This window comes from Microbacterium oxydans (assembly GCF_000956525.1).
In the GTDB taxonomy this organism is placed as follows: Bacteria; Actinomycetota; Actinomycetes; order Actinomycetales; family Microbacteriaceae; genus Microbacterium; species Microbacterium oxydans_A.
In genome coordinates, this window is the sequence record NZ_JYIW01000022.1 from 21320 (window position 1) to 47717 (window position 26398).

The window sequence follows — 26398 nt, forward strand, 5'->3', positions numbered from 1 at the left end:
GCCGTCACCCGTTGGCGGACGGCGGCGGGTCGTGACTCTTCAGGCGAGCAGATCACGCGGAGGCGAGCGGATCACGCGGAGGCGAGCGGATCACGCGGAGGCGAGCGGATCACGCGGAGGCGAGCATTCGACGGATGCGACGCACGAGAGCATCCGGATCGTCGATGTCACGGCGGGTGACCGTCGTGTATCGGTACCCCAGCGCCTCGAGCTCTGCCCGCCTCATCTGGTCACGGCTCCATCGATCAGGATCTCGATGATGGTCTCCGTCGTACTCGATGATCAGCTTGCGATCGCGGTAGAGCATGTCGACTCGGGCGACGAACCGGTGCTCGTCCCAGATCTCGACGTTGCACTCCGGGGCCGCCAGGCCAGCATCGATGAGGATCAGGCGCACCATCGACTCCCGCGGAGACTCAGCCCGGTCATCAGCCAACTGCAGTGCCCGTTCGCGTGCGAGCGCACCGCGTCCGCCCGAGTACCGCTGCTGCATCTCCTCCAGCTCGACGATCGTCGCCAGCGGCCGTCTGCGAGAGATGAGCGCATCGGTGACCGCCAGCAGGCCCGATATCGGAAGGGTGCGCGAGACATCGATCCAGGTCCGGGCCGGCGAGAGGCATGGCATTCCTCGGACGAACTGCACATCGTCGTCCTCGATCGCCAGACGATGACCGAACACGTCAGCTCGTCGCACTCGCGTCGCGTGCCGCGGCACACCGATGCGCGGCCTCGCCCAGGCATCCGCTTCCACGATCCGCGAGAGCGGAAGTCCCCAGAGGGCGGCAGCAGTGACACCGCAGGCGAAGGCATGACCCGGGATCGCGTCCAAGAGAAGCTGCAGTCGCTCGACGTCCGTCAGCGTGCCGCTCGTCCTCGTCCCGTGGAACGGGCTGCTCAGGTCTTTCGCGCGCAGTCGTTTCGTGCTCACACCGTGCCCACGCGCCTCCCGGATGGTGAACGCAGCGGGGAGATGAGAAGGAAGCGGCGATGGATGCATCCGCCGATTGTGCGCGCCCGGGAACTGTCCGCCGCGAGTGATGCTCCCCACGCGCCGGCCGTTGTGCGAGATTCGCCGCAACGGTCACGCAGTGCAGACCGAGTGAGGAGCCAAGACACGCCGCAGGCCGCTCGGCCGGCACGGCGTGTTTCGACCCCTCGGCGGAGGGGCGGACCCGCGTCGCGGACGCGGCCGCGGCAGCGGCAGCGGCAGCGGCACGAGGGTAGTCCGCGATGCGGGAGCGAGAGGGCAGAACACGCCGCCGTCCCGGCCGGGACGGCGGCGTGTTCTGGCTCCTCGGCAGGGAGCGCTCAGCCGATACGGATGAGCTTCTTGTTCACGAACTCGTCCGCGGCGAGGTGGCCCAGCTCACGCGACGTGCCGCTGCGCTTGATGCCGCCGAACGGCAGCTCCGGGCTGTCGGCGAGCACGAGGTTGACGTAGACCATGCCTGCCTCGATCTTGTCGGCCACGCGCTCCGCCTGCTCCGCGTCCGTCGTGAAGACGTAGGAGCCGAGCCCGAAGGTCGTGTCGTTCGCGAGCTCGATCGCAGCGTCCTCGTCGGCGACCCGGTAGACCACCGCGGCGGGGCCGAAGAGCTCCTCGCGGTACACGTTCATCTCCGGCGTCACGTCGGCGAGCACGGTCGGTGCGAAGAACGCACCGTCGCGGGTGCCACCCGTCAGCAGCGTCGCGCCCTGCTCGACCGCCTGGTCGATCTGCTTCTGCAGGTTCTCGGCTGCGGTCTCGGACGAGACGGGTCCGAGGACCGTGTCGTCGAGTGTCGGGTCGGTCGCCTCGACGGCTGCCATCGCGGCCGTGAACTTCTCGACGAAGGTGTCGTACAGGTCGTCGACGATGATGAAGCGCTTGGCGCCGTTGCAGGCCTGTCCGTTGTTGTCGAGGCGGGCATCCACGCCCGCACGGACGGTCGCGTCGAGGTCATCCGTCGAGAGCACGATGAACGGGTCGGACCCGCCCAGCTCGAGCGCGACCTTCTTGAGGTTGCGGCCGGCGATCTCGGCGACCGCAGCGCCGGCGCGCTCCGAACCGGTCAGCGACACGCCCTGCACGCGCGGGTCGGCGATCATCGTCGCGATCTGCTCGTTCGTGGCGAGCACGTTCTGGTACGCGCCCTTCGGGAATCCGGCGTCGTGGTAGATCGCCTCGATCGCCGTCGACGACTCGGGGCACTGCGGCGCTGGCTTCAGCAGGATCGTGTTGCCGACGATCAGGTTGGGAGCCGCGAACCGCACGATCTGGTACGCCGGGAAGTTCCACGGCATGATGCCGACGAGCGGCCCCAGCGAGGACCGGCGGATGATGGCGGTGCCGTCGCCGAGGATCGCGATCGGCTGATCGGCCATGATGGCCTCGGCCTGGTCGGCGTAGTACTCGGCGATGTCGGCGGCGAAGTCGACCTCGCCGAGGGCGGCCTCGCGAGGCTTGCCCATCTCGCGCACGAAGACGTCGGCGAGCTCCTCGCGGCGCTCGCGGTGCAGCTCTGCCGCGCGACGCAGCAACGCTGCACGCTCGGCGACGGTGGTCGAGCGCGACCACTCGCGGTGTGCGCTGTCCGCCGCTGCGACGGCGTCGTCGATCTGCGCGTCCGTGAAGGTGTCGAAGGATGCCAGCGTCTCGCCGGTGGCGGGATTGATGACGGCGTAGTCGGTCATGGTTCGTCCTCTCAGGTGGGGGAAGCGGTGGGGCCCTTCGACAGGCTCAGGGCCCCACCCGGGTGTTCAGGAGACCGGGATCAGCGTGTACTTGGTCGACAGGTACTCGTGGATGCCCTCGAAGCCGCCCTCGCGACCGACGCCCGACTGCTTGACGCCGCCGAAGGGAGCCGCGGCGTTCGACACCACGCCCACGTTGAGTCCCATCATGCCGGTCTCGAGCGCATCGATCATCCGCTGCCCGCGCTGCAGGCTCTCGGTGAACACGTACGAGACGAGTCCGTACTCGGTGTCGTTGGCGAGGCGCACGGCTTCTTCCTCGGACTCGAAGGTCGCGATCGCGAGCACCGGTCCGAAGATCTCCTCGCGGAGGATGGCGCTGCCGGCGACGACGTCGGTGAGCACGGTCGGCTCGTAGAACGTGCCGACGCCCTCGAGCGCCTTGCCACCGGCGAGCAGCGTCGCGCCACGGCCGACCGCCTCGTCGACGAGTTCGCCCGCCTTGGCGACGGCATCCTCGTCGATGAGCGGTCCGATCGCGACGCCGTCCTCGGTGCCGCGGCCGATCTTCATGCCGTTCACACGCGCGGTGATGCGCTTGGCGAACTCGCCGGCGACGTCCTTGTGCACGATGAAGCGGTTGGCTGCCGTGCAGGCCTGACCGATGTTGCGGAACTTCGCCGCGAGCGCGCCGTCGACGGCCTTGTCGAGATCGGCGTCCTCGAACACCACGAACGGCGCGTTGCCGCCGAGCTCCATCGAGACCCGGAGCACGCCTTCGGCTGCCTGGGCGATGAGCTTGCGGCCGACCTCGGTCGAGCCGGTGAACGAGAGCTTGCGCAGCCGCGGGTCGGCGATGATCGGCGCGGACAGCGCGCTCGACTTCGACGTCTGCACGACGTTCACGACACCCTCGGGGAGCCCTGCCTGCTCGAGGAGCGACACGAAGTACATCGTGGTGAGCGGCGTGAGTGCCGGGGGCTTGATGACCACGGTGCAGCCGGCGGCGAGTGCTGGTGCGATCTTGCGCGTCGCCATCGCGAAAGGGAAGTTCCACGGCGTCACGAAGAACGACGGGCCGACCGGGCGCTGCGAGACGACCATGTGGCCGGTGCCCTCGGGGTTCAGGCCGTAGCGGCCGTTGATGCGCACTGCCTCCTCGCTGAACCAGCGGAGGAACTCGCCGCCGTAGACGACCTCGCCACGAGCCTCGGCGAGGGGCTTGCCCATCTCGAGGGTCATCAGCAGCGCGAGGTCCTCCTTGTGCTCCTGCACGAGGTCGAACGCGCGACGGAGGATGTCGCTGCGCTTCCGGGGTGCGGTCGCCGCCCAGGCGTCCTGCGCCGCGACGGCCGCATCGAGCGCGCGGATGCCGTCGCCTGGCGTCGCATCGGCGATCGTGCGGATGACCGCGCCGGTGGCCGGGTCCTTCACGTCGAAGGTCTTGCCGGTTTCACCATCCGTCCACTGTCCGCCGATGAAGAGGCCGGTGGGGACGCTGTCGAGCAGTGCCTGCTCGGCCGGTGCGATCTGAGTGCTCATGGGTTCTCTTTCTGTGAGGAGTGGGGGTCAGCGGCGGCGACGGCTCGGCGGCGCATCGATGCCGAGGGTCTCGCCGCGGAAGAAGGCCGGGCGCTTGACGGCGTTCCAGATCATCACCGCGATGCCGACCACGATGATCAGCATCCCGAGGATGAAGACGATGCCGACACCGCCGATCTGCGTGCCGGATCCGTATGCCGGGTCCATCGAGTCGATCAGCGTCGTGAAGAACAGCACCGCGAGGATCAGACCGCCGACGAGCGGGAACAGGAACGTGAAGAAGACGTTCCGCGCCGAGTCGAACCACTGCTTGCGGAAGTACCAGACGCAGGCGAAGGCGGTGAGTCCGTAGTAGAAGCAGATCATCATGCCGAGCGTGAGGATCGTGTCCCACAGGGTGTCTTCGCTGACCAGGCGCATCACGGCGTAGAAGGCGGATGCCACGACCGCCGAGACGATCGTCGCGTACCCGGGCGTGAAGAACCGCGGGCTGACCTTCGCGAAGGACTTCGGCAGTGCGCCGTAGTGTCCCATCGCCAGCAGCGTTCTCGCGGGTCCGACGAACGTCGACTGCAGCGAGGATGCGGAGCTGGTGAGCACAGCCAGCGAGACGAGGAATGCGAGCGGGCCGAGGATCGGGCCGGAGAGGTGGAAGAACACGTTCTCCTGGATGTCCTCGTTGCCGAGCCCGAGCGCGCCGCTGCCGACGCCGGCGAACATGATCATCGCGACCGCGAGCAGCAGGTAGAGCGAGACGATCGTGAGCACCGTCGCGGTGGCGGCACGGCCCGGCGTCTTCTCCGGGTCCTTGGTCTCCTCGTTCATCGTGAGCGTGACGTCCCAGCCCCAGAAGATGAAGATCGACAGTGAGAGGCCGGCGGCGACCGCGCTGAACGACGAGATCGCGAAGGGGTTGAACCAGTTGAGGTCGAACGGCTGGTAGTCGAAGCCGTTACCGTTCACGGCCTGCACGATCGCGGCCCCGGCGAAGAACACCAGCACCAGGATCTGGAAGCTCACGAGCCAGTACTGCAGCTTCTGCGTCGTCTGCATGTCGCGGTACGACACCCAGGTCGCGCCGAGCATGAACAGCAGGCACACGCCGATGTTGATCCAGGTGTTGCTGGCGAGTCCGGCGATGTCGGCGTTGCCGGAGATCTGCGAGATCAGGAGGAAGAGGAAGTCGACCGCGATGCCGGCGAGGTTGGAGAGCACCAGGATCGTCGCGACGACGAGCCCCCACCCCGCCATCCAGCCGATCCAGGGTCCGAACGCCCTCGTCGCCCAGGTGAAGGAGGTGCCGGAGTCCGGCATCCGGTTGTTCAGCTCGCGATAGCCGAAGGCGACCAGCAGCATCGGGATGAAGCCGATCAGGATGATCGCGGGGATCTGCGATCCGACGGTGGAAGCGACCGGACCGACCGCAGCCGTGAACGTGTACGCAGGGGCGATGCACGAGATGCCGATCACGATGGCGCCGATCAGACCCACCGTTCCTGCGCTCAGCCCCTTGCTCGAGATGCCGGTGGTGACTGCTGCGGGCTCCGTCGCCCGTTTCGAGCTGCTCATCAGCGGACTCCTGCTTCGGCGCGCGTGCGCGGGACGACGATCATCGGGACGGGCAGCTCGTGCAGCATCTTCGCCGCCGTGGAGCCCAGGAACAGCCGCCGAGGCTGTGCGAGTCGGCTGGAACCGACGAGGACGACCTCGCCGGGGAGCCAGGACAGGTGGGCGACGGCATCCTCGACGCTGTCGCCCGGTGCTTCCTCGACCACCGCTTCGAGTCCCTCGGGCAGCAGCTCCTTGGCCATCGCCAGCACCTCATGCGCGTGCGCGTCGCCGACGAGCCGGATCGCTCCGGTGTCGAGGCCGGGCGGCACATCGAACGGCACGAGTGACACGAGGCGCAGCCCGACCTTGCTCGTCGCCGCGACCGACGCGGCCTCGTCGAGCAGGTTCTCGGCGCCCGGACGGGTGCCGACGGCGACGGTGACCCGCGGGATGACGTGGTCGTCCTCATCTGCGGTGCCCCTGGGCGCGAGCGCGACCGGGATGCTCGACGAGTGCAGCAGTTCGGACGCCACGCTGCCGAGCCGGTGGCGGCCGAACAGCCCGCCGCCGGCCGCACCGACGACGATCAGCCGAGCGCCGAACTCCTCGCCGGCCGCGATCAGCCCTTCCGCGAACGACTCGGCGAAGCGCACGTGCCCGCTGCGGGTCAGCTCCTGCGGCAGTCGGACGATCGCGGCTTCCAGCCACTTCTTGGCCTGTCCCCTGATGTGGTCCTCGTATGCGCGCTCCGGCGGCACCGCGGCGCTCCGGGTGCCCTCGGTCGGCAGCACGATCACCAGATGGACGGTGGCACCCAGGCTGCGCGCGAGGCGCGCGCCGAGGGCCGCGGCGTCAGCGCCGGCATCCGTCGCCGTATACCCGACGACGATGGCACCGGTCATTCCGCGCCCGCTGCCGTCTCGCTCGCCGTGCGGCTCGAGTCCACGATGTTCGAGGCGACGAGGTGCCCCATGCGGATCGCACCGTCGACGTGCTGGTAGCCGGCGCCGGCGAGGTCGCTGCACGCGAAGTGGATCGGGCCGACCGCCGAACGGAGGTCTGCGCCGTAGCGGTGCAGGCCACCCATGTCGAAGCTCGCGGCGTACGCACCGCGGGTCCACTCCTCGGTGCCCCAGTCGCTCTCGTAGTAGACGACCGGGTTCTTGGCCTCGGGGCCGTAGTAGTGCGAGAGCGATTCGAGGATGCGCTCCTTGCGCTCCTCGGCCGAGAGCGCGAACACGTCGTCCGCGTTCCGGTCGCTCACGAAGCCGACGAGCGTTCCCCGCTCATCACCGTGGTTCGTGTTGTCGTATGCCTCGTGCGACAGCTCGTACGGGCTGAACGCGGTGCCGCTGAGTCCCTGCTCGCGCCAGAACGGACGGTCGTAGACCGCGTGCACCTTGATCACGAAGCCCATCGAGATGTGCTGGTGCATCTGGTGCTGTCGTCGCGGCAGCGGCGGCACGAAGGAGATGCGGCTGTACAGCACCGGTGCGTGCGCGAGGATCGCGTAGCGCGCCTTCACCGTGAGTTCATCCGTCGTCGCGACGACGAACTGCGTCCCTGAGCCCGTCGACGGGTCGCTCCACTCGAGCGAGCGGACCGGCTGGTTCAGCAGCACGTCGTCGCCGAGGCGCTCGGCGAGCAGCTGCGGCACCTGCTGCAGACCGCCGACGACGCGCTTGTCGAGGATGAAGTCGGCGTCGACGAGGTGGGAGTACGAGCCGGCGGATGCTGCCATCAGCAGCGACTGCAGCAGCGAGAACGAGTGCGTGGGCTTCGTGAGCATCGCAGAGCCGGTCGCGAACGCGAGGTTCAGCACTGCCTCGTCGTCGTCGGTCTGCTGGCGGAGCCAGGCATCCCACGTGATCGAGTCCCACTCGGCGGCGTTCGGGTGCTCCCACGGACGATCGGGGTCGATCTCGGCGACCATCGCATCGAGGCGCTCGGTGATCTCGGCGATGACCCGCTCGGTCTCGGCCGACACCGGGAACATCTCGCCGGTGAAGCGCGAGGCGACGCCGTCAGGTCCGACGTACACGCTGTCGCCCTCGCGGTAGCGGCTGAAGGTCTCGAGGCCCAGCTCGGCGACCGTGTCGATCAGCGCGTCCTGGTCGGGCGAGACCCACTGTCCGCCGAGCTCGAGCATGGCGCCGTCGATGACGTCGGTCCACAGACGTCCTCCGACGCGATCGCGCGCCTCGAGGACGGCGACCGAGAGGCCGGCCTTCCGCAGGTCGTTCGCCGCCGTGAGCCCTGCGGCTCCGGCGCCCACGATGAGCACGTCCCGGGTGATCTCAGCCATCTGCATCTCCTTCGTTGAAAAATGCCGGTCGCGACCCGCAATCCCCCGATCAGGGTCGCGACCGGACGCTTGTGTGCGACTACTTCGCGGTGGCGGCGAGCGCCGCTGCGACGACGTCGAGTCCCTCGTTCAGCAGCGCGTCGCCGATCGACAGCGGCGGCAGGAATCGGATGACGTTGCCGTAGGTGCCGCAGGTCAGCACGATGACGCCCTGCGCGATGCAGGCCTTCGCGACGGCCGCGGTGAGCGCGGCATCCGGTGCCTTGGTCTCGGGGTCGACGAACTCGGCGGCGATCATCGCACCGTGGCCGCGGATGTCGCCGACGCGGGCGTCGTGCTCCTGGATCTCGGTGAGGCGCTGCGTGAGGATCGTGCCGATCTCGCGGGCCCGCTCGATGACGCCGTCGTTCTCGAAGACGTCGATCGCGGCGAGCGCTGCGGCGCAGGCGATCGGGTTGCCGCCGTAGGTGCCGCCGAGGCCGCCGGCGTGCGAGGCGTCCATGATCTCGGCGCGACCGGTGACGGCGGCGAGCGGGAGGCCGCCGGCGATGCCCTTGGCTGTCGTGATGAGGTCGGGCTCGATGCCGAAGATCTCGCTCGCGAACATGTGTCCGGTGCGGGCGAAGCCGGTCTGCACCTCGTCGGCGATGAAGACGACGCCGTTCGCGCGGCACCAGTCGAGGATCGCGGGCAGGAAGCCGTCAGCGGGGACGATGAAGCCGCCCTCGCCCTGGATGGGCTCGATGATGACGGCGGCCAGGTTGTCGGCGCCGATCTGCTTCTCGAGCTGCAGGATGACGCGCGCTGCCGCCTCGTTGCCCTCGAGGCCGTCGCGGAACGGGTACGACATCGGAGCGCGGTAGACCTCGGGGGCGAACGGACCGAATCCGCTCTTGTACGGCATCGACTTGGCCGTGAGCGCCATGGTCAGGTTCGTGCGGCCGTGGTAGCCGTGGTCGAAGGCGACGACGGCCTGACGGCCGGTGTGCTTGCGGGCGATCTTGATCGCGTTCTCGACGGCCTCTGCACCGGAGTTGAACAGCGCGCTCTTCTTCGCGAAGTCACCGGGGGTGACCCGGTTGAGCGCCTCGGCGACCTCGATGTACGACTCGTACGGCGAGATCATGAAGCAGGTGTGGGTGAACTGCGCCGCCTGGGCGGCGACGGCGGCGGCGACCTTCGGGTGCGCGTTGCCGACCGTGGTGACCGCGATGCCGGAGCCGAGGTCGATGAGCGAGTTGCCGTCGGCGTCCACGACGACGCCGCCGCCTGCTGCCACGGTCGCGACGGGCACGGTGTGTCCGACGCCGGCGGCGACGGCATCCGCCTTGCGGGCGAGGATCTCGGCCGAGCGGGGGCCAGGAAGCTCGGTGACCAGGCGACGCTCCTGGGGGAGGTCGGGTCCGCCGAGAGGAACAGCAACAGCAGTGGTGTCGAGGAGTGCCATGTTCGCGAGCGTACGGGCGTCGCGAGGACCCACGCATTCGCCGACCTGTACAATCTGGATCACGGATCTGCCAGCGCGTACAAGCCCCTGATCGCGCCGGTCCGCTCGGAGAGGAGTCGTCGTGGACCAGCCGACGCTGCGCGCACTGCTCGCCCGTCGAGATCTCGGGCTGCGCCTCGTCTCCCCCGATGCGTCGCTGTCCGACGGCGCACTCGACCGACCGCTGCGCTGGGTGCACAGTTCCGACCTCGCCGATCCCACCCCCTTCCTCGCCGAGGATCTCGTACTGCTCACGACCGGCACGCAGTTCGACGACCCGGATGCTGCCGACACGTACGTCGCACGGCTGATCGACCGCGGCGTGCTCGGGCTGGGCTTCGGCACCGAGGTGCATCGCGCCGGCATCCCAGACGAACTGCTCGCCGCCTGCACGACCAGGGGGATGCCGCTCTTCGAGGTGCCCTACCGCACACCGTTCATCGCCGTCGCCAGGGCGCACTCCGAGGCGATCGCCGCCCAGGCGTACGCGCGCCGCTCGTGGGCCCTCGACACGCAGCGAGCGCTCGCCCTCGCCGCGCTGCGTCCGCACGGGCTCGACGCCACCCTCGCCGAGCTCGGCCGTCGTCTCGGCGTGTGGGCCGGGATGTTCGATGCCGCCGGTGCGCTGCTGCTCTCGCATCCCCGCGAGTCGGTCGATCCTGTGGTGCTGGCAGAGCTCGGCGATCGGGTGATGGAGATCCTCGCCCGCGGGCTCGAAGCCGGGCAGTCGCTGACGATCGGCGACGACACCTTCATGCTCTTCACGATCGGACGCGGCGGGCACCTGCGCGGCGTGATCGCGATCGCGACCGATGCCCTGGATCAGGAGGCGAGGTCGGTCGTGACCTCGGTGATCGCGATGTCAGGACTCGCGCTGGAGCAGAGCGAGCAGCTGGCGCGCAGCCGCCGTCGCCTGCACACGCAGCTCCTCGAGTCGCTGCTCGCCGACGATCCGACCCTGACACGGCGGGTGATCGGCGGACTCCCTGCGGCTCCGGTGGTGGTCGCCGTCGCCTCCGACGCCCCGGCCGGTCCGATCGCCGACTGGTGGGAGCGCCAGCGGGCGGACCACGGCACCGCGTTCTTCCTCGCCGAATCGGACGAGGGCGTCACGGTCTGCGTCTCGGCCACGGACGACGATCTCCTCGACGAGCTCGCGACGCGCTTCGGCATCCGGCTCGGCGTCTCGGAGCCGGAAGGCTACGACGCCTTCTCGCGAGCGCACGCCCAGGCGCTCACGGCACTGCGGCAGCGGTCGGGCACCGGCGCCGAGCGCTATGCGGACACGGTCGGCTCGAGCATCCTCAGCGCTCTCGCCACGGACGAGGCGAGACTCGTGGCCGAATCGCGCCTCGCCCCGCTGCGTGCACACGACGAGTCCGGCTCCGCTGAGCTCGAGCATTCGCTGCGCTGCTGGCTGCGCAACGATGCGCGCGCCGAGCCGGCTGCCCTCGAGCTCGGGATCCACCGGCACACGCTGCGGGCGCGCATCGCGCAGGCGGGGACGCTGCTGGGGATCGACCTGTCGTCGTTCCCCGCGCGTGCCGAGCTCTGGGCGCTGCTGCAGACGGCGAGGGACTGACCGCTGCTGCCGTCAGCTGCCGACACCCGCGGCTGCGTCGAGCAGCGCCCGGCAGCGCGCCACGTCATCCGCCGTCTGCTCGATCAGATCGTCGACCGCGTCGAACCGCAGGGTCGGCCGAAGCCTCGCCACCAGGTCGACCGTCAGCATCCGGCCGTAGAGGTCGATCTCGACGTCGTGCAGATGCACCTCGATCCGTCGCTCGCGCGCACCGGCGAACGTGGGATTCGTGCCGACGCTCACGCTCGCCGCCCATGGGTGCGGATCATCGTCGACCCGCACCCATGCCGCGTAGATGCCGTCGTCAGGCAGCGCCGGCGGCTCGCACTCGAGGTTCGCGGTCGGGAAGCCGAGCACCCGACCGCGGCCGTCGCCCGGGACCACCACGCCGGTGATCACCGCGAGCGGCGATGTGATCACGACGTCTCGGCGGTCGCGATCGAGCGGTAGCGGCTCTGCTGGAAGACCAGCGGCTCGACATCGTCGAAGACCGTGATGTCTGCGATCTCGAAGAGCGCGATCTCGTGGTCGCCGCCGTCGAAGGTGCTGTGCAGGCGGCACGTGAGCCAGAGCGCGGCGTCCGCGATCAGCACCGCGCCGGCATCCGTGCGCTGCCAGCCGTGCGTGCCGAAGCGGTCGCCTTCTCGCGACGACAGCGAGCGGCTGAGCGGCTCGTGATGCGCCGCGAGCACGCTCATGCCCAGTTCGGGCACGGCGCGCAGGATCGGCCACGTCTTCGAGGAACGAGCGGCGCTCACCGCGACGAGCGCCGGCTCGAGCGAGATCGAGGTGAACGAGTTGACCGCCATGCCGACGGCACGGTCGTCGACGTGGGCCGCGAGGGCGACCACACCGGTGGGATACACCGAGAATGCCCGGCGGAGGGCGAGGTCCCGCGGCAGAGCGTCGGTCGCGACAGTCGTCATTTCGGGTTCCTTTCGTTAGTCAACTTTGACTAGTTCTGATCATAGGCAACTTTGATCATGCAAACAACAGGAGATTCGAGTCGCAGCCGTTAGCATGAGGGGCATGTCGACCACCCGCCTCGTCGTCCTCGGCGCCGTGAAGCAGTTCCAGCCGGTGCACGGATACTTCCTCCGTCGAGAGCTGATGACCTGGCACGTCGACGAATGGGCGCACATCCAGCCCGGCTCGATCTACAACGCCCTGCGCGCACTCGAGGTCGACGGCTACATCGCCGAGAGCGGCACCGAGGCCGAGGGCAAGCGCCCAGCCCGCACCACGTACCGGATCACGCCGGCCGGAGAGGTGGAACTGCAGCGGATGCTGCGCGAGAACCTCTGGAACGTCGCCGCCTTCGACACCCAGGCGATCATGACCGTCGCCTCGTTCATGTTCGTGCTGAGCCGGCAGGAGGTCATCGCCGGCCTCGAGCATCGACTCATCAAGAGCGACGCGATCATCACGCAGAACGGCTTCGACGTGCAGGACACACTGCGTTCGGAGACCACACCGAAGTACGTGCGCGAGATCTTCGACCTCTCCACCGCCCGGCTCGCCGCGGAGAAGCAGTGGCTGATGGATCTGCTCGACCGCCTGCGCTCCGGCGAGTACGTCTTCGCCGGCGAGACGGTACCCGCCGACGCCGCCGCCGAGTAGCCCGGAGGCCGAGCAGCCCAGCGCGAGCAGCCCGCCCCCGGCTATCGACGCGATGCGATGAGCGCCGCGATCGAGGCGGGCGAGAGCGCGGCGGTCGTCGCCCCTCGGTGCTGCGAGACGATCGCGCCGGCCGCGCACGCGCGCACCAGGGCGTCTTCGATCCGCTCCCCCACGGCGAGCGCGGCAGCCAGCGCACCGCAGAAGGCGTCACCGGCACCGGTCGTGTCGACGGGATCGATCCGGAAGGCGCCGATGTCCAGCGCCTCCTGCCCTGAGCGGTGCAGCGTCACCCCGGCTGCGCCGCGGGTCAGCACCACGGCACCCGCACCGGCGGCCCGCAGCCGATCGACCCCGCCGAGCTCCTCGCATTCGGTCTCGTTCACGATGAGCACGTCCACGTCGTCGAGCATGTCGATCGCGGCATCCTGGGCCGGGGCGGCGTTCAGCAGAGTACGCGCGCCGGCAGCGCGACCGGCGCTCAGGGCTGCGGCGACCGCGGCCGCCGGGATCTCGAGCTGCACCAGCACGACCGCCGCGCCCTCGACCCCGGCGACGGCATCCGACACGTCCAGCTCGGCGTTGGCGCCGGCCGCGACGATGATGCTGTTGTCGCCGCCGTCCAACGCGAGCACGTGCGCGACGCCGGTCGGCGCATCGGCGCTGCGTCGCAGGACCGCCCTCACGCCGGCATCCGTCAGCGTCTGCTGCAGCAGCTCGGCTCCGTCATCACGACCGACGACCGCGCAGAAGCGTGTCGGGGCGCCGCTGCGAGCCGAGGCGACGGCCTGATTCAATCCCTTGCCGCCCGCGAAGCGCCCGCCGGCGCTGCCCAGGAGCGTCTCGCCGACCAGTGGAGGGCGCGAGACCTCGACCACGAGGTCGACGTTCGCGCTCCCCACCACGGCGACACCGGTGAGCGTGTCAGACACGCGACATCGACCGCCGGTACTGCGCTCCGGTGTGCGAATCGGCGAGCGCCGGCGTCGGGGTGCCCATCAGGCGCTCGCGCAGCGACTGCGGCTCGTCCGACTGGTCGGCGATCGCACCGCGCTCCTTGAGGATCGGCAGCACGTGCTCGATGAAATCGACCGTGGATGCCGGCGGGATGACCGGGGCGAACAGGTACCCGTCGAGGTCTGCGCCGTCGGCGAGCTCGATCATCCGGTCGGCGATCTGCTCAGGCGTCCCCACGATCGGGCGGGCACCGACGCCGTGCGCGTGCCAGTCGCCGAGCACATCGCCGACGGTCTTGTCCGCGAAGCGCGCGACCTGCGTCTGGGAGAGCTCGGTGCGCAGATCCGACATCGGGGTGCTCGGCGCGTACGCCGAGAGGTCGAGGCCGGTGAACCAGGCGTAGGAGGCGACCGTGACGTCGGGGTTCTGCGCGTCGGCGAGTTCGGCGTACTTGCGCTTCGCCTCGGCCTCGGTGCTGCCGACGACCGCGGCGAACGCCGACATGATCTTCACCTCGTCGGCCGCGCGACCGTTCTTGACGGCCTCCTCGCGGATCGCGCTCGAGTGCGCCCTGAGCTGGTCGACCGAGCCGCTGCCGACGAAGATCGCCTCGCCGTGCTTGCCGCCGAACTCGCGGCCGGCAGGTGACGCCCCCGCCTGGAACAGCACCGGCGTGCCCTGCGGCGAGCGCGAGGTGTTGCCGTAGCCGTGCGAGCGGAAGTACGGGCCGTCGTGTGCGATGCGGTGCACCTTCGACGGGTCTGCGAATCGACCGGACTTGTCGCGCTCGAGCGCGCCCTCCTCCCAGGCCTGCTCCCACAGCTTGTAGACCACCTGCATGAAGTCGTCGGCCATCAGGTAGCGCTCGTCGTGGCCGACCATCGGCACGCCGAATCCCTGCACGGCGGTGTCGGCTGTGCCGGTGGTGACGACGTTCCAGCCGATGCGCCCGCCGGAGAGGATGTCGAGCGTGGCCATCCGGCGCGCGAAGGAGTACGGCGGCTCGAGCAGCGTCGAACCGGTGGCGACGAGTCCGAGCCTGGTGGTCTCTGGGATCAGCGCCGCGAGGATGATCGCCGGGTCGAGACGCGGCAGGTCCAGCCCCTCGATCGAGCAGATGTCCGGGCGCTCACCCGCGACATCGGCCCAGCCCCACGCGTCGGCGAGGAAGAGGAAGTCGAACCCGGCATCCTCGACCATGCGCGCGGTGTCGCGCCAGTACTCCAGCTTGTCGAAGAGGTACCGCTTGTTGTCCGGGTGGCGCCAGGTCGCGGTGCCGGAGTCGTTCGCCTGGGCGTTCTCGAAGAGGCCGAGGCGCAGCTGCTTCACGCTGTTCTGATCGGTCATGTGCTGGTGCCTTCCTTGTGGGTGGTTCGTGTCGATTCGGGGTTCCAGGGCATGCCGATGGAACCCCGGGGCGGGTGGGGCCCCGCCCCGGGATGGGATGCCGCGTCAGCCTTTCGCAGTGACCTCGCCGTCGCTCCACCAGAGCACGCGCTTGCGCACCAGGGCGAGGACGATGATGAGCAGCACGCCGAGCAGGCAGAGGAGGGCGATGCTGGCCCAGGTGACGGCGAGGTTGGCCTGTGCCGCGGAGGTCGTGACGAGCGAGCCGAGGCCTGCCTGCTGACCGGCGGCGACGAACTCGGCGACCGCCGCGCCGACCACGGCGAGCGGCAGGGCGATGCGGAGACCGGCGAACACGTAGGGCATGCTGCCGGGGAACCGCAGCTCGCGAAATATCTCCCAGCGCGAGGCGTGCAGCGTCTTGAAGACGTCGAGCGCTCGGTGATCCACGTCGCGGAGCCCGGCGAGCGAGTTCACGAGCATCGGGAAGAACACCACGAGCCCGGTCACGATGAACTTGGGCACCATGCCGAACCCGAAGGCCACGACGAGCGCGGGAGCGATCGCCACGATCGGCGTCACCATGACGATGATCACGAGCGGCATCACGGCCCGTTCGATGAGCTGGAACTCCGCCATCACCACCGCGAGCAGGAAGCCTGCGAGGATGCCGGCCGCGGCGCCGACCACGACCTCGAGCAGCGTCACGAGGAAGTTCGACCAGTACATGCCTGCGTCGTCGACGAGGCTGGCGCCGACCGCCTCGAGGGTCGGGAGCACGTACGGGTTGGTCCATGCCACGATCTGCCAGAGCAGCGCTGCGATCACGAACGTGATCAGGGTCGGCACCCACGATCCCCACCGCAGCCAGGGTGGGATGCCTCGTCGCGGCTGAGCCTGCAGTCGGGCGGTGGCGAGGGTCGCTGTCGTATCGCGGATCGTCATCTCAGACATGGGCGTTCTCCGTCTGCGCGCGCAGCGCACCGCGCACGACTGCTTCCAGTTCGCGGAACTCGTCCGTCGCATAGGCGTGCTCGTCACGCGGACGCGGCAGGTTCACGTCGATCACCTGCGCGATGCGCCCGGGGTGGGCGGCCATCACGACGATCCGGTCGGAGAGCATGATCGCCTCCGGCACGGAGTGCGTGACGAACATCACGGCCTTGCGGTTGGACTGCCAGAACTCCAGCAGGGCGATGCGCTGCAGGTCGCGGTTCATCTCGTCGAGCGCCGAGAACGGCTCATCCATCAGCATGATGGCCGGATCGAACACGAACGCCCTGGCGATCGCCGCACGCTGCTGCATGCCGCCGGACAGCTGGCCAGGGTACTTCGTCATGGCGTTGCCGAGCCCGAAGGTCGCGAGCAGCTCAGCCGGGTCGCGGAGCGCTCGCCCGGCATTCGCCTTGGCATTGATGCGCACCGGCAGCTCGACGTTCTCGCGCACCGTCTTCCAGGGCAGCAGTGCGGGCGACTGCGGCACGAGACCGATCTTCTTGTCACGGGACGCCGCGGTCACGCTCTCGCCATCGATCGTGACGGTGCCGGAATCGGCGTCGATGAGCCCGGCGACCACCTTGAGCAGCGTCGACTTGCCGCAGCCGCTGGGGCCGATCACCGAAACGAACTCACCCATGCCGATCGTCAGGCTGACGTCATCGAGCACCGTGACCTTCGCGCCGTCGACCCCGAAGGTCTTGGTGACGCCGCTGACCTCGACGCCTGCGCCCTGTGCGACCGCCATCACTTGGCCGGCCAGATCAGGGTGTCACCGTCATACAGGTCAGCGGTGAGGTCGGCATCCATCATGTCAGCGATGTCCGGGAGGTCCTTGACCCCGCCGTACTGCTCGACGAGCGCGTACTCGGGCTTCCACATGTCGGCCGTCTGCACGCCGGGGTTGCCGCCGGCGCTCTCGCGCACCCAGGCGGATTCGACCTCCCACGTGCGGGCGAGCTGGTCGCGGGGGAAGGCCGCACCCTGGTTGTTCTCCTCAGCGAGGGCGGCGAGCGTGTCGATGCAGGCGTCCGACTCGTCGAGGCAGTACTGCAGCGCCTTCAGCGTCGCGCGCATGAAGTCGGCGGCGACCTCGCGGTGCTCGTCGAGGAAGCGGGAGTTGACCTCCATCACGTTGTACGTGCCCTCGACGCCCAGGTCGGACGGGAGGAACTCGCTGAACGGCATGTCCTGCGCCTTGAGCGACTGCGGCTGGTTCGAGGCGTAGCCGACGATCGCGTCGACCTGGTCGCGAACCACGACGGTCGGGTCGTAGTTGGTCATCTTCACCATCTCGACCTTCGAGACGTCGACGCCTGCTTCGTCGAGCATCGCCGAAGCGATCGGGGTGAGGTTGATGAAGTAGCCCAGCGAGCCGCCCTCGAGATCCTTCAGGCTCTGCAGCTTCTCGTTGCCGAAGATCGAGAACGGCGGGGTGGTGCCGTAGGTCGCGACGGCGGTGAGGTTCTTGCTGTTGGCGGCTGCCAGCATCACATCGGATGCCGAGCCGAGCGCCGTGAACTGCGCCTGGCCTGATGCGACGAGCTGCTGCCCGTTCGCGCCGGATGCGTTGATCTCGACGTCGAGGCAGAGCTCATCGAAGTAGCCGAGCTCCTGCGCGAGGAACACGTCGAGCTGCCCAGCGCTGGCCGAGTAGCCGTAGCCGGAGATGTAGGTGATCGTGCCTGCGTCCTGATTTCGCTGGCAGGTGTCGGTGTCGACTGCTGCACTCGTGGGGGCGGTGTCGCCGCCTGGCGTCTGCGCGGAGCATGCTCCGAGCGTCAGCGTGGCGGCGAGAACGCACGTCAGGGTGGCAGTGATGCGGAATCGGGTTTCCGCAGAGGAAGTAGCCATGAGGGTCCCTTCTCGGCCGTTCGTCATTGATGGCTCGATGAAAGTAACATAGTCAAGATTGACTAAGCAAGAACAAACCAACTTTTGACGAAACAGGGCGCGCTGAACCGCCGCGAGCCCCACGGCCGCACGGCCGCACGGATCAGTCCAGGGAACGGTCTGCGGGATGCAGGTAACGGCGCACGAACTCGTCGAACAGCGGCACCATGTCGACAGACTCGTCCAGCAACCACTGCAGCTGGATGCCGTCCATGACCGCACTGATCAGACGCGCCGCGAGCACGGGATCGATGTCGTCCCGCACCTCGCCGGCATCCTGGCCGCGACGGAGGATCTCGGCGGCCTCATCAGCCCTGGCCCGATAGCGCGCAGCGAAGTCGCCGTGCGATGGGTGTTCGGCATCCGTCGCCTCCGCAGAGACGATCGCGTACAGCGAGGTCAGGCCCCTCGACGTCTGATTGTGGGCGACGACCCGCCTCGCCTGCTCGATCAGGGTGTGCTCCGCCGGGTCGCCCGCCGCAGCGCGTACCGCCTCGTCGCGCTGGTGCAGCACCTCGGCGAACAGCTCCTCCTTGTCGGCGAAGTGATGCAGCAGACCGGAGGGGGTCACTCCCACGCGCTTGGCGATCTCGCGCAGGGATCCGCCGTGGAACCCGGTGCGCGAGAACACCACGAGCGCCTCGTCCACGATGGCCTGGCGCCGCGCCTGGCCTGTGGCGTACGGGCCGCGAGACCCACGACCCGCTGCCGGCTGTCCGTCCGCACCCACTGCCTGCTCCCATCCCTCGGCGTGGGGAGCTCGCGACTCAGCCCGTGTGGCCGTGGCCCTGCGTCCCCCACGACGAGCCGAACTCCTGCTGTCGCATCGCGGGTCGCAGACGCTGCTCCATCTCGCGATCCACGAAGTAGTCCTTGAGCTTATCCCGCGTGAGCTCGTTGCCGATCGCGGCCATGATCATCGACTGGTCGAGCGACAGGTACCGCTCGGCGACCGTGTCGCTGCGCACGGCGACGGCATCGTAGAACCCTCCGGGACCGTAGGCGCCGAGGTCGTGCTCGATGCCACGGAGGTTGCGCAGCACGCCCGCGCGGTCATACGGCAGCGCGAGGAAGGATGCGTGCGGAGTCACCACGCCGTCGCCGAACTCGGGAGCGGGATTCGTGCCGGTCGCACACCCCGGTCGATCGACGTCGACGTCGGTCTTCTCGGCATCCGAGGTGTAACCGTCCGACCGCATCCCGGCGATGTCGACGCCGTACTCCGCGTATCCGCCGAAGGGATCGCTCGCCGGGGAGAAGCCCCAGTAGCCGTACCCGGCCTCGTCGAGTCCGTGCTGCTGCTGGACGGCGACCGTGATCGGGTGGTTGAGGCGCCACGACTTCGGGCCCCACTTCGTCTCGGGAACGAGGAGGTCGGGCATGAGCGACTCGAACATGCTGCCACCCCAGCTCGGGACGAACGACATCCCTTCGTAGCTGTACGTGCCCTCCCAGACCTCGAGGTCACCGTAGGTGCGGTACTCCCCCTGCGGGAGCTGCTCCTGCCAGGCCCAGTCACAGCCAGGGGGCATGGTTCGGTGCGTGCCGTACAGCGCCTCGGCCGGGATCTGGCCGTTGGCGATGCCGAGGTAGGTGGCGATTCGGCTCTCGCTCACGGTCGTGTCGTAGTGATGGCACGTGTAGTAGGCGGTGTCTCCCGAGCCGTTGTACATCGGTGCCTCGACGCTGCAGTCCGGCGGAGCCGCGTCCCAGAAGCCGCCGCGATTGGTGCCGGCTGGCAGTCCAGGAGCACCGGCGGGGTCGAAGAACGACGCGAAGTCCATCGAGTCGTAGAGCGCGTCGACTTGCGCCGCGAGCCGAGGCTCCGCCTCGCGCACGATGCGCAGCGCGGCGGCGAGCCATCCGTTGTCCACGGTGCTGAGGAACGGATGCACAGGGTCGCCGGAGTCGGGCCAGGTGGTCAGCTTCTCCCCCGTCGTCGGGGAGTACCAGTTGTAGAACATCCCGCTCGCATCATTGCGCTCGAGGCCGGCCAGCGTCTCGAGCGTCGTCGACAGGCGGTCACGTGCCTCGTGCGCGCTGATGACTCCGAGATCGCGCGCGGTCACCGTCGACCACAGGTATCCGCCGATGTTCGTCGGCGAGGTGTACGCGCTGGCCGTCGCCAGGTCACCGGTGATGTTGTCGGCCGGCAGCCCCGTCGTCTCGTCGGTCATCGCGTCGAGGGAGTGCCAGGTGTCCGTGGCCCATCGCTTGAGGTCCTGGGTGCCGGATCGGTCGTCGCCGGCCATCGCAGGACCGGCGATCGTCAGGGCGGAGACGACCAGCCCGGCCGTCACCACTGCGCTCATCCATCGCTTCATCGTGTCTCCTCGTCGAGAACGGCACCGCAGACCGCGGCGCTCCAGCACGCGAAAACCTAACACGTGTTCTATGTTCGCTCAACCCCCCCCTGCCGAGCGGACTCCCGCGGAAGCAGTCGACGTCAGCTGGGCGCGTGCGCCTCCAGGAACTCGTACACGTCCGTCGTGTCGACGCCGGGGAACGCACCGGTCGGCAGCGTCGCGAGCAGCGTGCGCGGCGTCTTCACATTCGGCCAGGAGTGCTCGCGCCAGCGGTCCTCGAGATCCGCAGGAGCACGGCGGCAGCACACCTCGACGGAGTGCTTCGAGACGCCGCGATGCTGGGTGTCTCGACCGACGAACCACTTCGTGTCGGCGAAGCGCACCCCGACGCTCACCGAATGCAGCCCCTCGCTGGACGCCTCGACCCGGGCGGTACACCAGTAGGTGCCGTTGCCGGTGTCGGTGTACTGGTAATACGGGTTGAAGCGGTCGTCCTCGTCGAACACGACGCGGCTCGTCCACTTGCGGCAGCACATCTGGCCCTCGATCGCCCCGAGACGATCGGTCGGGAAGTTCACGTCGTCGTTCTCGTACGCCTTCGTGATCGTGCCCGACTCATGCACCTTCAGGAAGTGCACCGGAATGTCGAGGTGCCGGGTCGCCAGATTCGTGAACCGGTGCGCCGCTGTCTCGTACGACACCGAATACGCGTCGCGCAGATCCTCGATCGAGATCGAACGGCGGGCCTTGGCGTCCTTCAACGCGGGCACGACGTGCGCCTCGGGGATCAGCAGCGCACCCGTGAGGTAGTTCGTCTCGACCCGCTGGCGCAGGAACTCGGCGTAGCTGCGCGGCTCGGAATGCCCGAGCATGCGGCTCGACAGCGCCTGCAGCACCGCGGTGCGGGCATCGCCCTTCGCCGGCACCCGGCTCGACAGGTACAGCCGGCCGTGCGCGAGGTCGGCGACACTGCGGGTCGTCTGCGGCAGGTCCGGTGCGTAGTGGAGGGTGAAGCCGAGGTAGGCCGCGATCTCGGATGCGGTGCGCTGCGTGAGCGGTCCGCCAGGATGCCCGACCGCACCGAGGATCTCGGATGCCGTGGTCTCGAGGTCGGCGAAGTGGTTGTCCTGCCTGCGCATCAGGTGCCGGAGCTCCACGTTCGCGCGGCGGGCCTCTTCCGGCGTCGCCGCCCGCTCGTCCTTGAGGCGATCGATCTCGCCGTGCAGCGCGAGCAGCGCCTTCAGCGCATCCGTCGGCACGCTCTTCGCGATGCGGAACGGCTCGATCCCGAGGGCTTGGAAGGTCTGCCCCTTCATCGCTCGTTCCAGCGCGATCTCCACGGCGCTGCGTTCGTCGAGCGGTTCGCCCTCGAGCAGCGCATCGATCGTGACGCCGAGCGCCCGAGCGATCGCCTGCAGCTGCGTGAGCTTGGGCTCGCGCTTGCCGGTCTCGACCATCGACATCTGGCTCGGCGCGCGATCGACCGCCGCGGCGAGGTCGTCGAGGGTCATGCCTCGTGCGGTCCGCAACTGCCGGATGCGGCGTCCGATCGTGAGCGAGTCGGCGTCTTCCGCGTCGGAGCGCAGGGTTCCTGAGCCGCGATCCTGGGTCCCTGAGCCGCGATCCTGGGTCCCTGAGCCTGTCGAAGGGGTCATGCCGGCGATTCTGTCACAGAAACAGAATTTCCTACGATCTTCTCCGCACATTCGGTCATCGGATGCTCCGAACTTCACACACAGTGGGAACACGCCACCCGCTGGATGCTTCGACAGGACCAGCGATCCACGCTCATCGAGGAGACATCATGACGAACACCGCAGGAACCAACGCACCCCGTCCAGCCGGCCTGCGCGCCGGCGACCAGGTGCAGACGGCTGCCGAGCTCCAGGAGATCTGGGAGACGGATCCTCGGTGGGACGGCGTCGAGCGCACATACACGGCCGACGACGTCATCCGCATCCGCGGCTCGGTCCGTGAGGAGTCGACGCTCGCCCACCGTGGCGCCGAGAACCTCTGGAATCTGCTGCACACCGAGGACTACGTGCGGGCCCTCGGCGCGTACACCGGCGGCCAGGCCGTGCAGCAGGTGCGCGCAGGGCTCAAGGCGATCTACCTCTCCGGCTGGCAGGTCGCGGCCGACGGCAACCTCGCCGGTCAGACCTACCCCGACCAGTCGCTGTACCCCGCGAACTCGGTGCCGGCGGTGGTCCGCCGCATCAACAACGCCCTGATCCGCCAGGACCAGCTCGAGCACGCCGAGGCCATGAGCGGCACGGGTGAGATCACCCAGGACTGGCTCGCCCCGATCGTCGCCGACGCCGAGGCCGGCTTCGGCGGACCGCTGAACGCCTACGAGCTCGCGCAGTCGCTGATCCAGGCGGGAGCTGCAGCCATCCACTGGGAGGACCAGCTGGCGAGCGAGAAGAAGTGCGGCCACCTCGGCGGCAAGGTGCTCGTGCCGACGCAGCAGCACATCCGCACCCTGAACGCGGCGCGCCTCGCAGCCGACGTCGCCGGCGTCCCCACCGTCATCATCGCCCGCACGGATGCCCTCGCCGCCGACCTGCTCACCAGCGATGTCGACGAGCGCGACCAGGCGTTCACCACCGGCGAGCGCACGACCGAGGGGTTCTACCGCATCCGCCCCGGCATCGAGTCGGTCATCAGCCGCGGGCTCGCCTTCGCCCCGTATGCAGACCTGCTGTGGGTCGAGACCGGCGAGCCGGACATCGAGCTCGCCCGGTCGTTCGCGGCGGCCATCCACGAGCAGTTCCCCGGCAAGCTCCTCGCCTACAACTGCTCACCGAGCTTCAACTGGAAGCGCCACCTCTCGGATGCCGAGATCGCGACGTTCCAGCAGGAGCTCGCCGACCTGGGCTACAAGTTCCAGTTCATCACCCTCGCCGGCTTCCACGCCCTGAACTACTCGATGTTCGACCTCGCCCGCGGCTACGCCGATCGCGCCATGAGCGCATACGTCGAGCTGCAGGAAGCCGAGTTCGCCGCTGAAGCAGACGGCTACACCGCCACCAAGCACCAGCGCGAGGCGGGCACCGGCTACTTCGACGTCATCTCCACTGCGCTCAACCCCGACAGCGCGACCCTCGCCCTCGCCGGCTCCACCGAGACCGCGCAGTTCCACTGATTTCGCAAAGGACCACGATCATGACCACTCCCACCGCTCCCCCGACCACGGCTCCGATCCAGACGACCCAGCAGGGTCCGGCGATCGAGGTCAACGGCGCTCTGCGCGACCGCTACGACGAGATCCTCACCCCCGGAGCGATCGCCTTCCTCACCGAGCTGCACCACCGCTTCGCCTCGCGTCGCCATGACCGGCTCGCCGACCGCATGCGTCGCCGCTTCGAGATCGGCAACGGTCACGACCCGCGGTTCCGCGACGACACCGCGCACATCCGCGATGACACCGAGTGGTGCGTCGCCGGAGCCGGCCCTGGACTCGAGGACCGCCGCGTCGAGATCACCGGTCCGACAGACCCGAAGATGACGATCAACGCGCTGAACTCGGGCGCGCGGGTCTGGCTCGCCGATCAGGAGGACGCCACGAGCCCCACCTGGAAGAACGTCATCGAGGGTCAGCTGTCGTTGCGCGACGCCATCCGGGGCGAACTCTCGTTCACCTCTCCCGAGGGCAAGGAGTACCGCGTCACGGCGGACCGCACGCCGACGATCGTGATGCGTCCGCGCGGCTGGCACCTGCCGGAGAAGCACATCTCCTTCATCGACCGCGCAGGGCGCCGCACCTCGGCATCCGGCTCCCTGGTCGACTTCGGGCTCTACTTCCTGCACAACGCGCAGGCGCTGATCGACGGCGGCCGCGGGCCGTACTTCTACCTCGCCAAGATCGAGTCCAGCGAAGAGGCCAAGCTCTGGGATGACGTCTTCTCGTTCAGCGAGGAGTACATCGGCATCCCGCACGGCACGGTCAGGGCGACCGTGCTGATCGAGACGCTTCCCGCCGCGTTCGAGATGGACGAGATCCTGTACGAGCTGCGCGACCATTGCGCCGGCCTGAACGCAGGGCGCTGGGACTACATCTTCTCGATCATCAAGAACTACCGCGGCCGCGGGGCACGGTTCGTGCTCCCCGACCGCAGCGAGGTCACCATGACGGTGCCGTTCATGCGGGCGTACACCGACCTGCTCGTGCAGACCTGCCACAAGCGGGGCGCATTCGCGATCGGCGGCATGAGCGCGTCGATCCCCAACCGCCGCGACCCCGAGGCGACGGCACGGGCGATCGAGAAGGTCGCCGCCGACAAGAAGCGCGAGGCCGGCGACGGCTTCGACGGCACCTGGGTCGCACACCCCGACCTGATCCCGACAGCGCTGGCCGAATTCGATGCGGTGCTCGGAGACCGGCCGAACCAGGTCGACCGCCAGCGCGACGACGTTCGCGTGCAGGCATCCGATCTGCTCGATCTGCACATCGGTCGCCCGATCACGGCGCAGGGCGTCCGCGACAACGTGTCGGTCGCGATCCGCTACCTCGAGGCCTGGTTGCGTGGTCTGGGTGCCGTCGCGATCGACAACCTGATGGAGGATGCCGCGACCGCCGAGATCAGCCGCTCGCAGGTCTGGCAGTGGATCCATCAGGACCGCAGCACGCAGGACGGCACCGCGATCACGACCGAGTACATCGAGGGACTCATCTCCCAGGTGCTCGCCCAGGCGACGCGGAGCGCCGGCGACCGGTTCGACGACGCGGCGGAGATCTTCCGCGAGGTGTCGCTGCGCGAGGAGTTCCCCGCATTCCTCACCCTCGGCGCGTACTCGAAGTACCTGATCGACGAAGACTGACACTCCCCCACGAGCCCCCGATCGCGTTCGCATCCAGCGGCGCGATCGGGGGCTCGGCGGCGTCTGCCGAACCCGGAGCCGATGGTCCGCCGCGGACGTACGCTGGACTCATGACAGACGTCTGGGGCGACATCGCCGGCGAGTTCCTGCATCTCTACCCGCGGGGCAATCGGCTCCTGGCGGTGACCGGAGTGGACGCCGAGCGCTCGCGCCGCACGGCCGACGACCTCGCCGCCGCGCTGACTGCGGCGGGCCAGCAGGTCGAGCGCGCACACACCGCGGATGGGGATGGCGAGGCGTTGCGAGCCGAGATCATCGCGCCCTTCCGTGCCGCAGCGCAGGACGGGCGCGTGCTGCTCGTCTCCGGTCCGGCCGCGTTGATGGACGAGGGAACCCGAGGCATCTGGAACTTCACCCTGTGGCAGCTCGCTGGCGATGAGCCGCCGCACAGCGTGGCATCCGCCCTCGTCGACGTCACCGATCCCGACAACCCGGTCCGCCGCTTCGCGGACTACTGCGCCCTGCCGGCATCCTTCGGGGCCTGACCGCGTCGAATCGCCGGCTGCGTGGTCGCTCCGGTCGCACTTCGTGCCGGTCGCTGGACGCCGGGGTCGTTCCGGTCGCAGTTCGTGCCGCTCCGCGACCGCCGGGGCAGCACGAAGTGCGACCGGAATGAACGCCCCGGCCGCGAACCGCTCAGGTGAACGACGCGGCCACCGAGTTGCGGTGGTAGTCGAAGACGATGCTCGTGCGCGTCGATGCGACGCTGCTCTGCGCCGATAGATGCTCGAGCACGAACTCGCGCATCTCCGACGAGTCGGCCACGGCGATGTGGAGCAGGAAGTCGTCGTCGCCGCCGAGGAAGAACACCTGGATCACCTGCGGCAGGACCCGCACACGTTCCGCGAACTCGACGATGCTCTCCCGCCGCCCGCTCGGGCGCAGCGTCACGCCGATGATCGCCTGGAGTCCGGCGCCCAGCATCCGCTCGTCCACGCTCGCGTGGAACCCCGTGATCACGCCGCGATCGATCAGCGACCGCAGGCGCGCATGCGCGGTCGACGGTGCGACGCCGAGCGTGCCGGCCAGCTCGGCGTTCGTCATCCGTCCGTCGCGACTGAGCAGCCGCACGATCTCCGCGTCGATCGGGTCGAGCGCCGGCGCCCGAAGAGTCTTCGGCCCAGCGGCCCGATCTGCCTCATCCATACGAAGTATTATTCAGCATTTCGACTGCAGCCGAATCTTCTCAAGGGAATCTGTTGAAGTACCGACGTTTCTGCGATTCTGTGTTCACGAACGCGACAGCAGTCTTCACGGACACG

23 protein-coding genes are annotated in these 26398 nt (G+C 68.8%); 5 read left to right on the top strand and 18 right to left on the bottom strand.

Features of this window, described 5'->3' with window-relative positions; translation table 11 throughout:
- Positions 1-109: 109 nt before the first annotated feature.
- From RS83_RS06435 to gabT, 7 genes are all read right to left on the bottom strand, one after another.
- The gene (locus RS83_RS06435; RefSeq protein ID WP_052678919.1) at positions 110-928 is read right to left on the bottom strand and encodes an endonuclease domain-containing protein; all 819 of its coding nucleotides are present in this window, start codon (positions 926-928) and stop codon (positions 110-112) included.
- 380 nt (positions 929-1308) lie between these two features.
- Positions 1309-2673: an NAD-dependent succinate-semialdehyde dehydrogenase gene (locus RS83_RS06440; RefSeq protein WP_045278709.1), complete on the bottom strand. Its 1365-nt coding sequence runs from the start codon at positions 2671-2673 to the stop codon at positions 1309-1311.
- A 66-nt stretch (positions 2674-2739) separates the two neighbouring features.
- The gene (locus tag RS83_RS06445) at positions 2740-4215 is read right to left on the bottom strand and encodes an NAD-dependent succinate-semialdehyde dehydrogenase (RefSeq protein ID WP_045278710.1); all 1476 of its coding nucleotides are present in this window, start codon (positions 4213-4215) and stop codon (positions 2740-2742) included.
- A 27-nt stretch (positions 4216-4242) separates the two neighbouring features.
- Entirely contained in the window at positions 4243-5784 is a 1542-nt protein-coding gene (locus RS83_RS06450) for an APC family permease (RefSeq protein WP_045278711.1), read from the bottom strand.
- Positions 5784-6668, bottom strand: a complete 885-nt coding sequence (locus RS83_RS06455) for a universal stress protein (protein WP_045278712.1) — start codon at positions 6666-6668, stop codon at positions 5784-5786. Before RS83_RS06455 ends, RS83_RS06450 begins: the two co-directional genes overlap by 1 nt.
- The gene (locus RS83_RS06460; RefSeq protein WP_045278713.1) at positions 6665-8071 is read right to left on the bottom strand and encodes a flavin monoamine oxidase family protein; all 1407 of its coding nucleotides are present in this window, start codon (positions 8069-8071) and stop codon (positions 6665-6667) included. Before RS83_RS06460 ends, RS83_RS06455 begins: the two co-directional genes overlap by 4 nt.
- A gap of 79 nt (positions 8072-8150) precedes the next feature.
- The gene (gabT, locus tag RS83_RS06465) at positions 8151-9518 is read right to left on the bottom strand and encodes a 4-aminobutyrate--2-oxoglutarate transaminase (RefSeq protein ID WP_045278872.1); all 1368 of its coding nucleotides are present in this window, start codon (positions 9516-9518) and stop codon (positions 8151-8153) included.
- 121 nt (positions 9519-9639) lie between these two features.
- Between gabT and RS83_RS06470 the strand changes: the two genes are divergently transcribed.
- Positions 9640-11139 carry a PucR family transcriptional regulator gene (locus RS83_RS06470; protein WP_045278714.1) on the top strand — a complete coding sequence of 500 codons (1500 nt, stop codon included), beginning with the start codon at positions 9640-9642 and terminating at the stop codon, positions 11137-11139.
- A gap of 12 nt (positions 11140-11151) precedes the next feature.
- On the opposite strand, the gene RS83_RS06475 is transcribed toward RS83_RS06470, so the two are convergent.
- The gene (locus RS83_RS06475) at positions 11152-11559 is read right to left on the bottom strand and encodes a riboflavin kinase (protein WP_045278715.1); all 408 of its coding nucleotides are present in this window, start codon (positions 11557-11559) and stop codon (positions 11152-11154) included.
- Complete coding sequence (locus tag RS83_RS06480; RefSeq protein WP_045278716.1) at positions 11556-12065, bottom strand: flavin reductase family protein; 510 nt, start codon at positions 12063-12065, stop codon at positions 11556-11558. The genes RS83_RS06475 and RS83_RS06480 overlap by 4 nt, the downstream gene beginning before the upstream one ends.
- Before the next feature lie 103 nt (positions 12066-12168).
- On the opposite strand from RS83_RS06480, the gene RS83_RS06485 reads away from it, so the two are divergent.
- A complete protein-coding gene (locus RS83_RS06485; RefSeq protein ID WP_045278717.1) occupies positions 12169-12759 on the top strand; it encodes a PadR family transcriptional regulator in 591 nt (196 codons plus the stop codon).
- A gap of 41 nt (positions 12760-12800) precedes the next feature.
- Here the strand turns inward: RS83_RS06485 and RS83_RS06490 are convergent, their stop codons facing one another.
- The 8 genes from RS83_RS06490 to RS83_RS06525 form a co-directional block, all read right to left on the bottom strand.
- Complete coding sequence (locus RS83_RS06490) at positions 12801-13688, bottom strand: ribokinase (protein ID WP_045278718.1); 888 nt, start codon at positions 13686-13688, stop codon at positions 12801-12803.
- On the bottom strand, positions 13681-15060 hold the full coding sequence (locus RS83_RS06495; RefSeq protein ID WP_045278719.1) for an NtaA/DmoA family FMN-dependent monooxygenase: 1380 nt from the start codon (positions 15058-15060) through the stop codon (positions 13681-13683). The genes RS83_RS06490 and RS83_RS06495 overlap by 8 nt, the downstream gene beginning before the upstream one ends.
- Before the next feature lie 105 nt (positions 15061-15165).
- Positions 15166-16014, bottom strand: a complete 849-nt coding sequence (locus RS83_RS06500) for an ABC transporter permease (protein ID WP_045278720.1) — start codon at positions 16012-16014, stop codon at positions 15166-15168.
- A complete protein-coding gene (locus RS83_RS06505; RefSeq protein ID WP_045278721.1) occupies positions 16007-16804 on the bottom strand; it encodes an ABC transporter ATP-binding protein in 798 nt (265 codons plus the stop codon). The genes RS83_RS06500 and RS83_RS06505 overlap by 8 nt, the downstream gene beginning before the upstream one ends.
- Positions 16804-17910, bottom strand: coding sequence for an ABC transporter substrate-binding protein (locus tag RS83_RS06510; RefSeq protein WP_231587734.1), 1107 nt, complete (start codon positions 17908-17910; stop codon positions 16804-16806). The genes RS83_RS06505 and RS83_RS06510 overlap by 1 nt, the downstream gene beginning before the upstream one ends.
- A 142-nt stretch (positions 17911-18052) precedes the next feature.
- A complete protein-coding gene (locus RS83_RS06515; RefSeq protein ID WP_045278723.1) occupies positions 18053-18679 on the bottom strand; it encodes a TetR/AcrR family transcriptional regulator in 627 nt (208 codons plus the stop codon).
- A gap of 37 nt (positions 18680-18716) precedes the next feature.
- Entirely contained in the window at positions 18717-20273 is a 1557-nt protein-coding gene (locus RS83_RS06520; protein WP_045278724.1) for a glucoamylase family protein, read from the bottom strand.
- A 122-nt stretch (positions 20274-20395) separates the two neighbouring features.
- Complete coding sequence (locus RS83_RS06525; RefSeq protein ID WP_269429880.1) at positions 20396-21910, bottom strand: helix-turn-helix transcriptional regulator; 1515 nt, start codon at positions 21908-21910, stop codon at positions 20396-20398.
- Positions 21911-22059: 149 nt separating this feature from the next.
- Here RS83_RS06525 and aceA point away from each other — a divergent pair, with 149 nt between their 5' ends.
- The 3 genes from aceA to RS83_RS06540 all read left to right on the top strand — a co-directional run bounded on the left by aceA (position 22060) and on the right by RS83_RS06540 (position 25621).
- On the top strand, positions 22060-23400 hold the full coding sequence (aceA, locus tag RS83_RS06530; RefSeq protein ID WP_045278725.1) for an isocitrate lyase: 1341 nt from the start codon (positions 22060-22062) through the stop codon (positions 23398-23400).
- Positions 23401-23420: 20 nt separating this feature from the next.
- Positions 23421-25076 carry a malate synthase A gene (gene aceB, locus RS83_RS06535; protein WP_045278726.1) on the top strand — a complete coding sequence of 552 codons (1656 nt, stop codon included), beginning with the start codon at positions 23421-23423 and terminating at the stop codon, positions 25074-25076.
- 110 nt (positions 25077-25186) lie between these two features.
- A complete protein-coding gene (locus tag RS83_RS06540) occupies positions 25187-25621 on the top strand; it encodes a hypothetical protein (RefSeq protein WP_045278727.1) in 435 nt (144 codons plus the stop codon).
- Between the two features lie 151 nt (positions 25622-25772).
- On the opposite strand, the gene RS83_RS06545 is transcribed toward RS83_RS06540, so the two are convergent.
- Positions 25773-26282 (bottom strand): Lrp/AsnC family transcriptional regulator, encoded by a 510-nt coding sequence (locus RS83_RS06545; protein WP_045278728.1) that lies wholly within the window; start codon positions 26280-26282, stop codon positions 25773-25775.
- Positions 26283-26398 lie beyond the last annotated feature (116 nt).

Bases quoted from the DNA above. Each gene is read 5' to 3' on its own strand.
- aceA (WP_045278725.1), top strand. From the start codon at position 22,060: ATGACGAACACCGCAGGAACCAACGCACCCCGTCCAGCCGGCCTGCGC.
- RS83_RS06525 (WP_269429880.1), bottom strand. From the start codon at position 21,910: ATGACCCCTTCGACAGGCTCAGGGACCCAGGATCGCGGCTCAGGGACC.
- RS83_RS06485 (WP_045278717.1), top strand. From the start codon at position 12,169: ATGTCGACCACCCGCCTCGTCGTCCTCGGCGCCGTGAAGCAGTTCCAG.
- RS83_RS06440 (WP_045278709.1), bottom strand. From the start codon at position 2,673: ATGACCGACTACGCCGTCATCAATCCCGCCACCGGCGAGACGCTGGCA.
- RS83_RS06450 (WP_045278711.1), bottom strand. From the start codon at position 5,784: ATGAGCAGCTCGAAACGGGCGACGGAGCCCGCAGCAGTCACCACCGGC.
- aceB (WP_045278726.1), top strand. From the start codon at position 23,421: ATGACCACTCCCACCGCTCCCCCGACCACGGCTCCGATCCAGACGACC.
- RS83_RS06545 (WP_045278728.1), bottom strand. From the start codon at position 26,282: ATGGATGAGGCAGATCGGGCCGCTGGGCCGAAGACTCTTCGGGCGCCG.
- RS83_RS06520 (WP_045278724.1), bottom strand. From the start codon at position 20,273: ATGAAGCGATGGATGAGCGCAGTGGTGACGGCCGGGCTGGTCGTCTCC.
- RS83_RS06540 (WP_045278727.1), top strand. From the start codon at position 25,187: ATGACAGACGTCTGGGGCGACATCGCCGGCGAGTTCCTGCATCTCTAC.
- gabT (WP_045278872.1), bottom strand. From the start codon at position 9,518: ATGGCACTCCTCGACACCACTGCTGTTGCTGTTCCTCTCGGCGGACCC.
- RS83_RS06460 (WP_045278713.1), bottom strand. From the start codon at position 8,071: ATGGCTGAGATCACCCGGGACGTGCTCATCGTGGGCGCCGGAGCCGCA.
- RS83_RS06510 (WP_231587734.1), bottom strand. From the start codon at position 17,910: ATGGCTACTTCCTCTGCGGAAACCCGATTCCGCATCACTGCCACCCTG.
- RS83_RS06505 (WP_045278721.1), bottom strand. From the start codon at position 16,804: ATGGCGGTCGCACAGGGCGCAGGCGTCGAGGTCAGCGGCGTCACCAAG.
- RS83_RS06495 (WP_045278719.1), bottom strand. From the start codon at position 15,060: ATGACCGATCAGAACAGCGTGAAGCAGCTGCGCCTCGGCCTCTTCGAG.
- RS83_RS06445 (WP_045278710.1), bottom strand. From the start codon at position 4,215: ATGAGCACTCAGATCGCACCGGCCGAGCAGGCACTGCTCGACAGCGTC.
- RS83_RS06455 (WP_045278712.1), bottom strand. From the start codon at position 6,668: ATGACCGGTGCCATCGTCGTCGGGTATACGGCGACGGATGCCGGCGCT.
- RS83_RS06480 (WP_045278716.1), bottom strand. From the start codon at position 12,065: ATGACGACTGTCGCGACCGACGCTCTGCCGCGGGACCTCGCCCTCCGC.
- RS83_RS06500 (WP_045278720.1), bottom strand. From the start codon at position 16,014: ATGTCTGAGATGACGATCCGCGATACGACAGCGACCCTCGCCACCGCC.